This is a genomic window from uncultured Neglectibacter sp., assembly GCA_937958185.1.
Taxonomy (GTDB): domain Bacteria; phylum Bacillota; class Clostridia; order Oscillospirales; family Acutalibacteraceae; genus Acutalibacter.
Genome location: CALFFN010000021.1, coordinates 153,366 through 168,149 on the forward strand (window position 1 = coordinate 153,366; position 14,784 = coordinate 168,149).

Genomic DNA, 14,784 nt, shown 5'->3' on the forward strand with positions numbered 1-14,784 from the left:
TCGGACAAAAGAAAGCGGAAAAAGACAGGAGTTATTTTTTATTTTGGGCTATTCTGACAAAGAAAAGGAGGGAAGCCTATGGAATGGACGGAGACCCTGCGGTCCGCGATCAGCTACATGGAAAGCCATATGGAAGACGCGATTACGGCGGAGGACGTGGCAGCCCATGTGCACTTGTCACCATTCTATCTGCAAAAGGGCTTCGAGGTGGTCACGGGATATTCCGTGGCGAAATATCTTCGCTGCCGCCGCCTGTACCTTGCCGCGCTGGACCTGGCGCAGAAGGGGGAAAAGGTCATCGACGTGGCGTACCGCTACGGCTTTGAAACGCCGGAAAGCTTTACTAAAGCCTTTGTGCGGTTCCATGGCGCCACCCCCACCCAGGTCCGCCGAGACCCCCGGAAGATAAAGCCCTTCCTGCCCCTGAAGATCGCGGTGTCCGTGGTAGGTGGGGAAGCGCTGGAATACACGATAGAAGAGGAAGAAGCTTTTACCGTCATCGGCATTTCCCGGGAATTCTCCTTTGACAGCGGCTATGCGGAGGTGCCCGGCTTTTGGGACGAATTTAACGCCCGGTACTTTTCCGCCGGCGGTTCGGAAGCCCCTCAGTTGGAAGCGGTGCTGCGGCACGGCATTGGGGAGTTCGGCGTCTGTATCGACGAAAATTGCGCCCCCGGAACATTCCGCTATCTGATCGCCGGGCGGTACCGGGGAGGAGAAGTGCCGGAGGGCATGGAGCTGTACCGATTTCCGGCGCTTGCCTGGGCAAAGTTCCCCTGCTGCGGACCTCTGCCCGGCGCGCTGCAGGCGCGAAACGCCCAAATTTTTCAGGAATGGCTGCCCGGCAATACGGAATATTGCACCGCTATGGACTGCACCGTAGAATGGTATTCCGAGGACGACAGCAGCAGCCCCGACTGCCGCTCCGCCATCTGGCTGCCTGTAAAAAAGCTGTAAAAGCATAAAAAACGATCCCGGCTGCACACACAGACAGCCGGGATATTTATTGCTGTTTTGACAGTTTTCCGGCTTCCCCCAGCAGGGATTCCCGTTCATTGGGCAGCGTCCCTGCCAATACGCCGTCCAAAAGCTCTTGTAAGATGTGACCCAGCGCCGGACCTTTCGGGACACCCAGCTCCAGCAGGTCGCTGCCGTTTACCGCCAAATCCCGCAGAGTTAGGCATTCGCCGGCGCGCAGGATTTCCTCTGCCAGCGCGCTTGCCTGTTGCAGAAGCTCCAGCCGCTCCGCCCGAATTGCCGGGGACTGCGCCGAAACATCGGCGTTTATCAGCTCCAGCAGCCGGAACAGCTGCGCTTCGCCCAATTGCCCCAGCAGCCGTTTCATGCGCTTTTCCGAAATGGGCAGCACCTCGCCGTGGCGGGCGATCAAAGCACAGACAGCTTTCCGCTCCCTGTTGGAAAACCGCAGCCGTTCGCAGCAGGCTTCCGCCAGCTCCACGCTTTTTTGACCGTGCCCGTAAAAGTGGGCGGCGCCGTCGGCTGACAGTGTCTTTACCGCCGGCTTCCCGCTGTCATGGAACAGCGCCGCCCAGCGCAGGACAGGGTCAGGGGGGACCGTTCCCACCGCGTGGAGGGTATGCTCCCACACGTCATAGCAGTGGTAGGGCGTTTCCTGGGCGCAGCCTTTCATCGGCGCAAGCTCCGGCAGCACGGTAAAGATCACGCCGCTGTATTGTCGCAGGATTTTTTCCGCGCCGCCTCCCAGCAGCAGCTTTTCCAGCTCTGCTTTTGCCCGCTCATGGGAAATTTCCAGCAGCAGCGTCTTTTTTCTCTGCAAGGCTTCCGCAGTGCCCGCTTCCGGCAAAAAGTCGAGCTTTGACGCGAACCGCAGACAGCGCAGGATCCGTAGCGCGTCCTCGGAGAACCGCCTGTCCGCGTCTCCCACACAGCGCAGCTTCTTATTTTGCAGGTCGGCAAGCCCGCCGAATTTGTCCACCAGCCCGCGCGCCGGGTGGTACGCCATAGCGTTTACGGTAAAATCCCGCCGGGAGAGATCGTCTTCCAGCCGCCGGGAAAATTCCACCTTTTCCGGGTGGCGGTGGTCAAGATACACGCCGTCACTGCGATAGGTGGTGATCTCCACCGGGCTGCCATCGATCAGGACCGTCACGGTGCCGTGCTGAATGCCGGTCTCAATGCAGCGGAAGCCGGAACAGCATTTCAAAATCGCACCTGGGGGCGCGTTGGTGGTGACGTCCCAGTCGCCGGGGGAAAGCTCCAAAAGGGAGTCTCTCACGCAGCCGCCCACGAACCAGGCTTCCCAGCCCGCCGCTTCCAGACAGCGCACCGCCCGCACAGCATATTCCGGCGGCGTGACGGCAAGCTTTCCCTGCATGTTTCGAGCCCCCCTTTCTGAAAAATTTTTCTTACTAACAGTAACATATCATTCTTTTCGGCTTTTTTCAAGAAAAAAGCCAATTTCGGCGGCTGGATTCGTTGACAGACAGGGGAAAAGATGGTAAAATTCTGGCGGCAAGACAGAAAAATTTGAACGAGGGGTGACAGGTCATGGCTTTGTTGGAGCAATGGCGCAAGTACGCGGAGGAACAGCAGCAGGGGAAGGACGGTCAAAAATTCTGGAAAGAATATTTTGACGCGGAAACGGAAATTTACAAGAAGATTCTGAAAAGCAAGCCCAGAAAGAACACGGTAAAGGGCTTTGCGGAAAAATACGGCGTGGACGTTATGACGATGGTGGGCTTTCTGGACGGTGTAAACGACAGCCTGAAGGAGAAAAATCCGCTGGAAGAAATCGAAGAGGACAGCGAAGTCAACCTGAACTACGACAAGGAGCTGCTCTATAAGAATATGGTGGAGGCCAAGGCAGAATGGCTCTACAATCTGCCTGAATGGGACGAGCTGATCCCCGAGGACCGCCGGAAAGAGCTTTATAAGGAGCAGAAGCGCTCCAAAACCGTGGTCAAGGGGAAGAAGATCGGCAGAAACGACCCCTGCCCTTGCGGAAGCGGAAAAAAGTACAAGAAATGCTGCGGCAGGGACGCATAACGCAGGTCGGTGGAAGCCTTTCCGCCCGCGGAAAAAAGTACAAGAAATGCTGTGGCAGGGACGCATAACGCAGGTCGGCGGTAGCCTTTCCGCCCACGGAAAGAAATACAAGAAGTGCTGCGGCAGAGACGCATAACACGCGGTTCCTGACCCGCTTTGGAAAGCAACGCAAAAATAATTTCAGCGCGGCGCACTATATTATTTTTCTCAATAAAGCCCCATGTCGCCCTGTTTCCAAATGGAAGCGGGGCGATTAAACTATCTGAAATATGCAAAGAATACCTTCGTAAGAAAATTTACGGAGGTGTTTGTATGCAGGGCAAGGTTGAAATTTGCGGCGTGAACACTTCCCGTCTCAAGGTGCTGAAAAGCGACGAGATGCGGGAGCTTCTGGTAAAAAGCCATGAGGGAGATATGGAAGCCCGGGAGAAGCTGATAAATGGCAATCTCCGGCTGGTTTTAAGCGTCATTCAGCGGTTCGGCAACCGGGGGGAAAACCCGGACGACCTGTTTCAGGTGGGCTGTATCGGGCTCATCAAAGCCATCGACCATTTCGACGTGACGCAGGGAGTGCAGTTCTCCACCTACGGCGTGCCCATGATCATTGGCGAGGTGCGCCGCTTCCTGCGGGACAACAATTCCGTGCGGGTCAGCCGCTCCATGCGCGACACGGCTTATAAGGCGATCCAGTGCAAGGAGCGCCTCACCGCCGAACGGGGACAGGAGCCGACCATCGAGGAGATCGCCGAGAAGCTGGAAATGCGCCGGGAGGACGTGGTCGTGGCGCTGGAAGCCATTGTAGAGCCTGTTTCCCTGTACGAGCCGGTGTTCTCCGACGGCGGCGATACCATTTATATCATGGATCAGGTTGGGGACGGCAGCGACGACGGGGACTGGCTGGAGGAAATCGCCATCAAGCAGGCGATCCGGAATTTGAGCGACCGGGAACGCAACATTCTTTCCATGCGCTTTTTAGACGGCAAGACCCAGATGGAGGTGGCAGGGGAAATCGGCATTTCCCAGGCGCAGGTCTCCCGGCTGGAAAAGGGCGCGCTGGGGAAGATCAAAAAAGAGATACGGTAATAAAACAGACGGGGCGAAAATCATTCGCCCCGTCTGTTTGTCAGGAAATCCACATATCGGTGATTTCCGCAAAGACCCATTGTCCGTTTTTGTCCAGTGAAGCTGTGTTGGAATAACCGGCGACGCCCAAGCCGCTCCGCCATTTTTGGACGGAATAGGTAACTTTACCGCTTTTGACCTCTTTTTCTTCGATGGTGAAATGTAAGCCGTCCTCCCAATAGAGGTTTTCTTCGTCGATGTACCCCTCGTCCATCAGCTCCCGGAGCGTGCCCTGCAGGGATTCGACCCCGTGGGCTGAGGAAAATTCAAAGGCTAACAGCTGCTTCTCACTTTCGCTGAGTGCGGAAACCTCCGTAAGATCAAATCCAAATTTGGATACGTCTCCGTTGAGACCATCGTCCTCCTTCAGAATATCCTCCAGAATCTGGTAATAGAGAGAAAAATAGTCCGTCTGCTGTTCCTTGAAGGTGACGGTATCCGCATGGATCTGGGCGGGCCAGGTTTCCAGGACGGTCCCGTCAAAGCCAATTTCCACCACCATGCCGGGCAGAGGAGCTTCAGCGCCGCTGAGCTGTTCCGGCGCACAGGAGAAATCGTAGACCTCGGAATATGCTTCCGAAAGCCCCACGCCCCGGACGCTGCTGCCGTTTACCGTGCAGATTTTCATATCCATAGCGGCAGGGGTTTTTGCAGGCTGGGAGCTTTCCGAACCGGCTTGGGATCCGGCGCTTCGCGGCACACTGCCAGTGCCGCTCCCGTTTCCGGCAGGGAGACCATTGTTTCCGCAGGCTGCCATAGTGATAAGAAGCGCCAGCGCCAATACAAGCGTGTATACTGTTTTCAAAATCTTCATTGCAGTGTCCTCCTTTTTCCTTTTATACAACGAAGCGGGAAAAAACACTCACCTAAATGAAAATTTCAACGGCAGAAATCGTTCAAGTACCGTTCCAGGCAGGAGGAGATCACGTCCTTTGCGTCCTCAGGACCCTTCACCTCGCTGATGTCCGTTGTTTTTCCACCCTCCAGCTGCTTGTATACCGAGAAGAAATGCTGCATTTCCTCAAAAATATGGTCCGGCAGCTCTTTGATATCCCGATAGCTGTTGTAGGTGGGGTCGTCAAAGGGGATCGCGATGATCTTTTCGTCCTTTTTGCCGCCGTCGTCCATGATGATGACCCCGATGGGGTAGCACCGCACCAGGGACATGGGCAGGATATTTTCCGAGCAGAGCACCAGCACGTCCAGCGGATCACCGTCGCTGGCATAGGTGCGGGGGATAAAGCCATAATTTGCCGGGTAATGGGTGGAGGTGTACAGCACCCGGTCCAGCCGCAAAAGCCCGACCTCCTTGTCCAGCTCGTACTTTGCCTTGCCGCCCTTTGTGATTTCAATGACCGCGAAAAAATCGTCCCGATTGATCCGCTTTGGAGAAATGTCGTGCCAGATATTCATGCTGCTTTCATCCTTTCCAAACATTTGCCTTGCCGCAAGTATACCATTTCAGGGATAAAAAATCAAATCAAACATACAGTTGCTATATGAGGAAAGGAGGCGGTTTTCATGAACTGTCGAATGGGAGATTTGCGGAACAAGGAGATCATCAACGTGAAGGACGGCGCAAGGATCGGCTTTGTTTCCGATATCGAGCTGGATACCCAAACGGCGGAGCTGACCGCGGTAGTGGTGTACGGCAGGCTGCGGCTCTTCGGGCTTTTGGGCAGGGAGCCGGATTTCGTGATCCCGTGGAAAGATATTTCTCTGATCGGCGACGACACCATGCTGGTAAATTACCACAGACCGGAGCTCGAGAAAAAATCCGGCGTTTTCGCAAAATTGCTGGATAAAATCTCTCTTTAGAGAACGAAGCGCTTCAAATTGCGGAAAGGGTAGAGAAAAAAGCGAAAAAAACCTTGATTCTTCCAAAAAGGCGTGCTATAATATTCCAGCAAAATACGCACAGTCTGCCTCTCACGCCACAGGCGAATTGAAATAAACGGCAGGCTGGAGGAAAAACCAAGGAGGTTTTCAAACATGGCAGTCGTATCTATGAAACAGCTTCTGGAGGCTGGCGTCCACTTTGGCCACCAGACGAGAAGATGGAACCCCAAAATGGCTCCGTACATCTTCACCGAGCGCAATGGTATCTATATCATTGACCTGCAGAAGACCGTGAAAAAGCTGGAAGAAGCGTACAACTTTGTGCGCGACCTGTCCACCGAGGGCAAGAGCGTGCTGTTCGTTGGCACCAAGAAGCAGGCGCAGGAGTCTGTAAAGGAAGAGGCTCTCCGCGCGGACGCTTATTATGTGAACGCCCGCTGGCTGGGCGGTATGCTGACCAATTTCACCACCATTCGCAAGCGCATTCAGCGTTTGGCGCAGCTGCGCAAAATGGAAGAGGACGGCACCTTTGAGCTGCTGCCCAAGAAGGAAGTCGCACAGCTTCAGCTGGAAATCGAGAAGCTGGAAAAGTATCTGGGCGGCATCAAGGATATGAAGGAATTCCCCGGCGCTCTGTTCATCGTCGATCCCCGCAAGGAGCGTATTGCCGTGGCGGAAGCCCGCAAGCTGCATATCCCGATCGTTGCTATCGTGGACACCAACTGCGACCCCGATGAGATCGACTATGTGATCCCCGGCAACGACGACGCTATCCGCGCTGTGAAGCTGATCGCCGGCGCCATGGCTGACGCCATCATCGAGGGCAGAGAAGGTCAGATGGGCGCCGCTGCCCGTGACGACGGGGAAGACGAAGGCGAAGCAGCCGAGGTCGAAACCGGGGAAGCTCCTGAGCAGGAGTGATCCGGAAGCACCAGATTCTCATGAAAAATTAGGCCCCGGCGGCTGCCGCCGGGGGAAAGGATTGAATATCGTATGAATTTTACTGCGAAGGACGTTGCCGCTCTGCGCGAGAAGACCGGGTGCGGCATGATGGATTGTAAAAAAGCCCTGACCGAGTCCAACGGCGACATGGATAAGGCGGTTGACTTTCTCCGGGAGAAGGGGCTTGCCGCCGCTGTGAAGAAGGCGGGTCGTATCGCCGCCGAGGGCGTTGCCTTTGCCACCACCAGTGAATGCGGCAAGGTTGCCGTTGTCATCGAGGTCAACGCTGAGACCGACTTTGTGGCAAAGAACGCTGAGTTCCAGACCTTTGTCAAGATCTGTGCCGACACCATCATTCATCAGAATCCCGCCGACGTGGAAGCTCTGCTCCAGTGCAAGGCTGAGGGCTCTGAGCAGACGGTGGACGCTCTGCTGAAGGAAAAGATCCTCACCATCGGTGAGAACATCAAGATTCGCCGTTTTGACCGCTTTGAAGGCGCTGTGACTTCTTATGTCCACGGCGGCGGACGTATCGGCGTCATCGTGAAGTTCGACACCACCGATGAGATCGCTGCGACCGAGGGCTTCAAGACCTATGCCCACAATGTGGCAATGCAGATCGCCGCCCTGAATCCTGAGTTCCTGGACGAGGCTGCCGTTCCTGCTGAGCGCAAGGAAAAGGAAAAGGAGATCCTCACCCAGCAGATCGTGGACGAGGGCAAGCCTGCCAACATCGCGGAAAAGATCGTTGCCGGTCGTCTCAGCAAGTTCTTCAAGGAAATCTGCCTGGTCGATCAGCAGTATGTGCAGGACAGCAAAATGACTGTCCAGCAGTACACCGACAGCGTTGCCCAGGAGCTGGGCGGTTCCATCAAGATCACCGCCTATACCCGCTTTGAAAAGGGCGAGGGCTTGGAGAAGCGCGAGGATAATTTCGCCGAGGAGATCGCCAGCCTGGTGAAGTAAGCCAATCATTTGACAGCATGAAACAACGCCCTGCGGAGAAATCCGCAGGGCGTTGTTTGTCGTCCACAAAATATTTTTCCCGGTGCGGGAGGGAAGGTCTGCTGTTTTCCTGTAAGCTGGACCTGCTTTTATCTCATTGGTTTATCCGTTTTGCCTGATTCGATTTTTTATCATATAGTATCACAACGAACAGAGACAGCAGCTGCCCAAGTATGATTCTGACGATTTGCATGGAGTCCGCTTCGCCGTTGGAGATCACGTGCAGCAAATTCGTCACGACAACATTGTTGAACAAATGGTCGCCAAGCCCCACCCACAATGAACCTGTCATCTGATATAGAAGCGACCATTTTATGCTCATAAGCCCAGACAACAGGATATATCCGATCCCCATTGCAAGCAGGTTGGCAAGCGAAGCGTTTCCGTCCAGATAATCTCTGAAAGGCATGACCCAATGCCAGATCCCGAACAGAAAAGCAATCAAGAGCGCAGCATGGATAAAGGATAATTTCCCGGAAAGGATTTTCATAAATAATCCGCGGAACACACCCTCCTCCATCCAAACGTTTATCATATTGAATGCAATACATAATAAGAAAAAGAGGGGGCTGTTGTGTTTTACTGTTTCTCCGCTTAGAGAAAAACCGCTGATGTAAAAGGCAAGGGATACGTTTCCGTTGATGCAATAAAGGATAAGGCATTCTATGGAATAAGCAGCGATAAAGCAGCCGCCTCCCAATAGAAGCCCTTTTGCAGCGCCGGATAATATCTTATCCCCGGTAAAGCCGATGCTTTGCCAGCTGCTATGTAGTAAATGCAGAATGATCGCTAAAAGTACGATCCCAAAAACCTTATGCAGGAAATTTTCTGCGAGGACAGTTTCGTCTGTTCTTATTACAAAATATTCTGCCAGTCTGGCAGACCCGCATAGAGCAAATATGATCGCACAGCTCAGGATAGGCCGTTCCTTGATATTCTTTTCCATCAGTTCTCCTTTCACGAACGCTGCTTTTGTCCCGGCAGGGCTTTCCATAGCATTGCGTTTTCTGTTTTGCAGTACAGCAGGGCGGTCTTTCAAAGCGCTTTTGATTGCCGGTATCGCCGCAGCGCGATGCTTGATAGAGTCGGTGCTATCAAAAATCCCGGAAAGTACACAGGCTTCCCGGGATTTTTGATTTTTTACCCGATTTCTTCTGTCAGCTGGCAGATTTCCTCGATCATGCCGCCGATGGTCTCAATGGTATCCAGCAGGGGGGCGTCGGTGGAAATGTCCACGCCGGCAAGCTGTGCCAGCTCCATAGGCGTTTTGGTGCTTCCGGCGGCGAGAACGCGCTTCCAGTCCTCCACAGCAGGCTCACCCTCTGCCTCAATGCGCTTGCAAGCCTGTGTTGCCACGGTCAGCCCGGCGCTGTAAGTGTAAGAGTACAGACCCATGTAGTAATGGGGCTGGCGCATCCAGGTCAGCTCCGAGCCCTCCGGCAGCTCCACGGCGTCCCCCCAGAACTTTTCCAGGGTCTCCCGCATAATGCGGTTCAGGGTTTCCGCCTGCACGCTGCCCCCGGCGTCCACGATTTTATACACCTCCCGCTGATAGGCGGCTTCCAGCAGATGAGTGACAAAATTGTGGTAGTAGGTGTTGCCGATCATACAGCTCAGCACCCAGCGGCGGAAGCGCTTGTCGGGGTTGGTTTTCAGCATATAGTGCCCCATCAGCAGCTCGTTCATGGTGGAGGGCGCTTCCACAAAATAGGTGGACACCTCCGTGTCGAACACAGACTGGGTATGGTTGCAGGACTTGAAATGCCCCGCGTGCCCCAGCTCGTGCGCCAGGGTAAACACGTCGGACATTCTGTCGTGCCAGGTCAATAAAATGAAGGAATGGCTGCCGTAGGGGCTGGCGCAGAAGCCGCCGGTAGATTTTCCCTGGTTCTGGGCAAAGTCCACCCAGCGCTCCCGGTATGCTGTGCGCACCATTTCCTGATAGTCCGCGCCCATGACGGAAAGCCCTTTTTCGATATACTCCCTGGATTCCGCAATGGTCACCTTGGGGTCGTATTCCGGGTCCACCGCGAGCTTCAAATCGGCATAGGTCATCTTGTCCAGCTTGTGGATTTTTTGCAGCAGCCGGGCATATTTCCGCATATGGGGCGCAAGCTTTTCCATAATCAGGTCGATCTGCCGATCATACATTTCCCGGGTGACCTTCTGCCCGAACAGCAGGCTGTCGAACACGGAGGAAAATCCCCTTGCGGTCGCCATGGTCTTTTCCGTCTGTACCTGGCTTTGATAGGCGGCGGCGGTGACGTTTTCATATTCCCGCAGCTTCTGATAAAAAGCGGTAAAGGCGTTCCGGCGCACCTGTGTGCGGGCGTCGTATTCGTAGTCGTCTTCGTAAAGGGAATAGCCCAGCGGAAATTCCTTTCCCTCCGCCGTAAAGGACGGGAAATTCATATCCGCCAGCTTTGCCATATTGTAGACCTGATAGGGCGTGTTAAAGGTGGGGGACAGGGAAGCCAGCACCCGCTCCGTTTCCGGCTGCAGCTGATGGGGCTTTTGCCGGAGTACGTCCTTCAAATAGCCGCTGTTCCCGCCGCCGGAATTTATGGAGCTTTCCAGTACAGCTTCGCTTTGCTCCAGCAGCTCGCTGTCGATAAAGCTCAGCCTGCTGGAAATTTCCGACGCCAGCCGGGAGATTTTTTCGCTTTCCTCCTGCAGCGCCCCGTCACTGTAATCCACGGAAGCCGCCAGGTCCCGGTAATTTACGACGGGGATCAAAATTTCGTACAGCGCCCGCAGTTTGTCGAGACAGCGGTTGACCGCTTCCGGCGTGCAGAGCGTCCCCTTGCAGGTTTCCAGCTCCGCCGCCAGCGTTTTCAGCTTTTCCACGTCCTGTTGCCACGCTTCCTCCGTGGGGTAGATCGCGGACAAATCCCAAGTGAGTTCCACGGGAACGTCTTTTCTTTTTGCCAGTGCCATATAAAATGCTCCTCTCCAGTGCAAAATCAAATTCCAAGTCAAATTCTACCATTCTGAGGGTCAGATGTCAATTTTTGCAAATCCCGCGGAATTGGTTATAATAGAAGAAAGAAAGGGGTGGGTCCCATGCTGCCACAGAGCTTTTTTGCCCGGGATACGGTGCAGGTCGCCAGAGAGTTGATAGGGAAATATTTGATCCGCCACTATAATGGCGTCACCCTGGCGGCGCGCATTACGGAGACGGAAGCCTATATTGGGCGCATGGACAAAGCCTGCCATGCCTACCAGTACCGCAGAACCGAGAGAACGAAACCGCTGTTTTCTTCCCCCGGCACTGCTTATGTCTATCTCATATACGGAATGTACTACTGCCTGAACCTGGTGACAGAGCCGGAGGGCGAACCGGCGGCGGTGCTGATCCGTGGGGCAGAGCCAAGGTACGGAGTGGATATTCTGGCACAGAACCGTTTCGGGTGTGGGGCAGGGGAGATGACAGACTACCAGCGGAAAAATTTTATGAACGGTCCCGGAAAGCTCTGCGCCGCCCTGAACATTGACCGCGCCCTGAACGCCCTGCCTTACGGCTCCCCGGAGCTGGAGGTCTGCGAAAAGCTTTCGGAAGCGGGTCTGCCAGATTTCCCATTGGACAGCAGCCCGCGGGAAATCAAGGTCAGCAAGCGCATCGGCATCGACTACGCCGAGGAAGCAAGGGATTTCCTTTGGAGGTTCTATTGCTGAGACCTCCTCCGCTTTTTCCGTCCCGATTCTCCCACAGCGAGAGGTGTATCGTCACACAAAGACAGCGTGAAAATATGAAAGCACGGCGTTTCTGTTCTCCTTGGGGGAGAGAGAAACGCCGTGCTTGCGTTGTGCTCCGTCCTTAATTTTTCCTTTGCCCCATGCGCCGATATCCGGGCTTGCAGAGTGCTGGGCAGTATCACAAGGCGTTTTCCCTCACAGTGCACTGGTGGAATCCCACTGGAAATCCCGCGCGCCGCCTGTCCAGTACAGCTTTTGAGAGGATCAGCCTTTTCGATAAAATAAAATACCCGCCTGACCGTAATGTGCGTCTCAATAACCTGCTACAAAAAAGCAGGTGGGTGTCCTCCCATGTGGTTCACGCTCCCTTCGTCCAACCCCGGTCAAAGCCGGAGCCGGGAGGTCTGCAATCCGCACACGGAGCGGGACTCCCTGAGATTTGAGTGTAGGGTTATTTGTGCACAGTCCGCGAATCAGGCAGGCAGAAAAGCCGCTGTTATTTCTATAATTTGACGTAGTTTAAGAAAAAAACCGTCCAGGTTTTTCCAGCCGCAAAAAGCCGCTTATTCTTCCGAATCCTCGTAAAACGCTTCGTTAAAGCGGGACTCGAAAATTTCTGCCAGCTCATCAAGCAGCTCGTCATCGTCCACTTCCTGCAGCTGCTCCTCGCCGTCCTCCTCGATCACCTCAAAGATATAATAGGTGCCGGCGTCGGAGGAAATTTCCTCCGGGTTCTGCTGGGTGGGAACCAGTGCCATGTAATGCCCCTCGTCCTGTACCAGCTCATCAATAATTTCAAATTCGTGCTCCTGACCTTCATCGTCGATCAGAGTCAAAAGGTCGGCTTCATATTCGTGATCCATGTTGTGCGCCCCTTTCCGAAGACGCGCTGCGCCCTCTGCGTCTTATTGTGATTCTATTGTACTGACTTTTTGAGGGAAAGTCAAGAAAAAACCGGGAACGCTTTTTCCAGAGGGAAAAAGTCCTGCCTGTGAAAACGCGCTTTTCTCTTTCATTGAGAACCGCCCTGTTATCTTGCCCGAAAACACCGATTCTACTCTGGAAAACAGGCGTTGCAGCGTGGATCCTCCGGTAAAAAGCCCCAATAGAGAGCAGTTTAGAAAAAATCATAAAAATTTTTTATTTTCTGGAAAAAAACTATTGACAAAGCGAAAACTACACTGTATAATAAAGACGAAGAGAAAGGAAGAGGACAAAAAAGTTCAGGATTGAACTGAAAGGAAAAGTCTGAACCGGGTTCTTCACACATCATATTCGCAGAGCCGGAAGTAGCCGAAAGGGTTCGGATGAAAACGGTTGGGAAGGGAATTTGAGAAGAAAAAGCAAGATTTGAAGTCGCTGCGAAAGATGAAATCATTGTGGGAAAGGCGGATGAGTCCAATGGAGAGTACAGAAGCACAGCAGAACAGTGTCCGTGGGCTCGTGGTCCGCGGATAAATACAACAGAAAGAGGTACATGTTTCTGAAGCCAACACAGAACTTTGGAACTCAAACAGGCACGGGCTTACAGTGACGCCGCATTTTTCAAGCTTCGCAAAAGCATTCCGCCTCAGGCGGATCACAAGCGGGACAGGTCGGGTAACACAGATGTGCCGGAACGTGGAGAGAAAACCAATGTACTACGCATTCAGAACCGAGCTTTTTCAGATAAAACTTAATATATAGTTCGCAATCGCAACTAAAAATGACTTCAAGAGCTTTCGGGAAACCGAAAGCTCTTTTGTGTCTTACCCGGGGTTCCTTTTTGCATGGCAAAAATAGAAAAACGGAAAGCTGTTTCCAGCCAGTAATTCCCAGCGGAAAGCCCTTGTGCGGCGTGCGGCTTTTTGATATACTAAAAGCATGCTCTGACAAGGTCACTGTACAAAAGCTTCCCATAAAGCTCGGCTTTGAGATGTATGCCTTCTGTCTTTGGGAACACGCCTAAAAAGCAGGAAGCCTGAATAAGCTGTTTCCAGTATGATCCGCGCCATAAAGAAAGGAACCACGATGAAACGTCATTCTGAAAAGCGGCTTTTCCGCGCCGCCCTTTTCCAAAAATATTATCGGGAGCTTTCCGCTGTTTCCAATTTGCAGCAGATCGCCCAATTTCCCCAGCATGGAACCACCTCCCGGCTGCTTCACAGCGCGGCGGTCGCCTATTACAGCTATCGCCTTGCCCAGCTGAGCCGTCTTACCTTCCACGCTGAAGACCTGATCCGCGGCGCTTTGCTCCACGACTATTTTTTCTATGACGCGCAGGACGGCGACCCAGCCCGCAAAGGGCACTGGTCGAAGCACCCGGCTGTCGCGCTGGAAAATGCCGGGCGGGAGGTAGAGCTTACCGGGATCGAGCGGGACATTATTGAGAAGCATATGTTTCCCTTGACGCCCAGACCGCCCCGTTACCGGGAATCCGTTCTGGTCTCTCTGGCGGATAAAGCCTGTTCCGTCTATGAATTTTTCTGCCGGAAGCACCCGTACCGCAGCCTGCGCCGGAATGTGCTTTCCGGGCTTTGAGAAACACTGTGAAGAGTCGGCTTGGCGGAGGAGCAGTTCCAATGTTGAGCCCACGCTCCGCTTTTGCGGGGCTTTTTTCTTTTTCTTGAATTTTTCTGTAGTTTGCGTTATACTAAGCAACGATATTGAAATTTTTGGAAAGGACGATCCTTGCAGTGAAAGCGTTGTTTGTCAAATATAAAGAGCTTATCCTGTATGTTTTTTTCGGCGGCTTGACCACTTTGGTGAACTGGGGCCTGTACACTCTGCTGGTAGACGTGCTGCACGTTTCTTACCTCTGGTCCACCGCCCTTGCCCAGATCGCGGCGATCCTGTTTGCCTATGTGACCAACCGTATCTGGGTGTTTGAAAGCAGGGTGCACGGCTTTCGGGGGATCGCCCTGGAAATGGCGAAGTTTTTCGGCTGCCGGGCGGCTTCCTTTGTACTGGATATCGGCTGTATGTATGTGGGGGTAGATCTGCTTCACATCAATGACAAATGGATGAAGCTGCTTTCAAACGTTATTATCATTATTGTAAATTATGTTCTCAGCAAACTTTTCATTTTCCGCAAAAGCGGGAAAGGATCGGAAAAGAATACTGCCGATTGACGAAAACCGCCGGATAGGGTATAATTATGTAAAGTCACGATGT

The 14,784-nt window shown here is 53.5% G+C and carries 15 protein-coding genes and 1 other RNA gene; 9 read left to right on the top strand and 7 right to left on the bottom strand.

The genetic code is table 11. The features are described from left to right. Nucleotides 1-78: 78 nt before the first annotated feature. Nucleotides 79-957, top strand: a complete 879-nt coding sequence (locus tag AB8996_RS06495; protein ID WP_369298161.1) for a helix-turn-helix domain-containing protein — start codon at nucleotides 79-81, stop codon at nucleotides 955-957. 46 nt (nucleotides 958-1,003) lie between these two features. On the opposite strand, the gene AB8996_RS06500 is transcribed toward AB8996_RS06495, so the two are convergent. Further along, nucleotides 1,004-2,356, bottom strand: a complete 1,353-nt coding sequence (locus tag AB8996_RS06500) for a CCA tRNA nucleotidyltransferase (protein ID WP_369298162.1) — start codon at nucleotides 2,354-2,356, stop codon at nucleotides 1,004-1,006. A gap of 173 nt (nucleotides 2,357-2,529) precedes the next feature. Between AB8996_RS06500 and AB8996_RS06505 the strand changes: the two genes are divergently transcribed. Together AB8996_RS06505 and sigG are read left to right on the top strand one after the other, a co-directional pair. Continuing rightward, nucleotides 2,530-3,027 carry an SEC-C metal-binding domain-containing protein gene (locus AB8996_RS06505; protein ID WP_369298163.1) on the top strand — a complete coding sequence of 166 codons (498 nt, stop codon included), beginning with the start codon at nucleotides 2,530-2,532 and terminating at the stop codon, nucleotides 3,025-3,027. A gap of 312 nt (nucleotides 3,028-3,339) precedes the next feature. Beyond that, nucleotides 3,340-4,110, top strand: a complete 771-nt coding sequence (gene sigG, locus AB8996_RS06510) for an RNA polymerase sporulation sigma factor SigG (RefSeq protein WP_369298164.1) — start codon at nucleotides 3,340-3,342, stop codon at nucleotides 4,108-4,110. 40 nt (nucleotides 4,111-4,150) lie between these two features. Here the strand turns inward: sigG and AB8996_RS06515 are convergent, their stop codons facing one another. Both AB8996_RS06515 and AB8996_RS06520 read right to left on the bottom strand, forming a co-directional pair. Beyond that, nucleotides 4,151-4,963, bottom strand: coding sequence for a hypothetical protein (locus AB8996_RS06515; RefSeq protein WP_369298165.1), 813 nt, complete (start codon nucleotides 4,961-4,963; stop codon nucleotides 4,151-4,153). A gap of 65 nt (nucleotides 4,964-5,028) precedes the next feature. Continuing rightward, entirely contained in the window at nucleotides 5,029-5,562 is a 534-nt protein-coding gene (locus tag AB8996_RS06520) for an inorganic diphosphatase (protein WP_369298166.1), read from the bottom strand. 108 nt (nucleotides 5,563-5,670) lie between these two features. On the opposite strand from AB8996_RS06520, the gene AB8996_RS06525 reads away from it, so the two are divergent. From AB8996_RS06525 to tsf, 3 genes are all read left to right on the top strand, one after another. Continuing rightward, nucleotides 5,671-5,967, top strand: a complete 297-nt coding sequence (locus AB8996_RS06525; RefSeq protein ID WP_369298167.1) for a YlmC/YmxH family sporulation protein — start codon at nucleotides 5,671-5,673, stop codon at nucleotides 5,965-5,967. Nucleotides 5,968-6,141: 174 nt separating this feature from the next. After that, on the top strand, nucleotides 6,142-6,909 hold the full coding sequence (rpsB, locus tag AB8996_RS06530; protein WP_369298168.1) for a 30S ribosomal protein S2: 768 nt from the start codon (nucleotides 6,142-6,144) through the stop codon (nucleotides 6,907-6,909). Between the two features lie 72 nt (nucleotides 6,910-6,981). Then, the gene (gene tsf / locus AB8996_RS06535) at nucleotides 6,982-7,896 is read left to right on the top strand and encodes a translation elongation factor Ts (protein WP_369298169.1); all 915 of its coding nucleotides are present in this window, start codon (nucleotides 6,982-6,984) and stop codon (nucleotides 7,894-7,896) included. Between the two features lie 133 nt (nucleotides 7,897-8,029). On the opposite strand, the gene AB8996_RS06540 is transcribed toward tsf, so the two are convergent. Together AB8996_RS06540 and pepF are read right to left on the bottom strand one after the other, a co-directional pair. Further along, nucleotides 8,030-8,929, bottom strand: coding sequence for a CPBP family intramembrane glutamic endopeptidase (locus tag AB8996_RS06540; RefSeq protein WP_369298170.1), 900 nt, complete (start codon nucleotides 8,927-8,929; stop codon nucleotides 8,030-8,032). A gap of 146 nt (nucleotides 8,930-9,075) precedes the next feature. Beyond that, on the bottom strand, nucleotides 9,076-10,872 hold the full coding sequence (gene pepF / locus AB8996_RS06545) for an oligoendopeptidase F (RefSeq protein WP_369298171.1): 1,797 nt from the start codon (nucleotides 10,870-10,872) through the stop codon (nucleotides 9,076-9,078). 126 nt (nucleotides 10,873-10,998) lie between these two features. On the opposite strand from pepF, the gene AB8996_RS06550 reads away from it, so the two are divergent. Further along, nucleotides 10,999-11,610: a DNA-3-methyladenine glycosylase gene (locus AB8996_RS06550; RefSeq protein WP_369298172.1), complete on the top strand. Its 612-nt coding sequence runs from the start codon at nucleotides 10,999-11,001 to the stop codon at nucleotides 11,608-11,610. A gap of 304 nt (nucleotides 11,611-11,914) precedes the next feature. Here AB8996_RS06550 and ssrS read toward each other — a convergent pair. Both ssrS and AB8996_RS06560 read right to left on the bottom strand, forming a co-directional pair. Further along, nucleotides 11,915-12,118, bottom strand: a non-coding RNA gene (ssrS, locus tag AB8996_RS06555) — 6S RNA. A 76-nt stretch (nucleotides 12,119-12,194) separates the two neighbouring features. Continuing rightward, nucleotides 12,195-12,494, bottom strand: coding sequence for a DUF1292 domain-containing protein (locus AB8996_RS06560; protein ID WP_369298173.1), 300 nt, complete (start codon nucleotides 12,492-12,494; stop codon nucleotides 12,195-12,197). A 1,147-nt stretch (nucleotides 12,495-13,641) separates the two neighbouring features. On the opposite strand from AB8996_RS06560, the gene AB8996_RS06565 reads away from it, so the two are divergent. Continuing rightward, the gene (locus AB8996_RS06565; protein WP_369298174.1) at nucleotides 13,642-14,151 is read left to right on the top strand and encodes a phosphohydrolase; all 510 of its coding nucleotides are present in this window, start codon (nucleotides 13,642-13,644) and stop codon (nucleotides 14,149-14,151) included. Nucleotides 14,152-14,306: 155 nt separating this feature from the next. Then, nucleotides 14,307-14,741, top strand: coding sequence for a GtrA family protein (locus AB8996_RS06570; RefSeq protein ID WP_369298175.1), 435 nt, complete (start codon nucleotides 14,307-14,309; stop codon nucleotides 14,739-14,741). Nucleotides 14,742-14,784 lie beyond the last annotated feature (43 nt).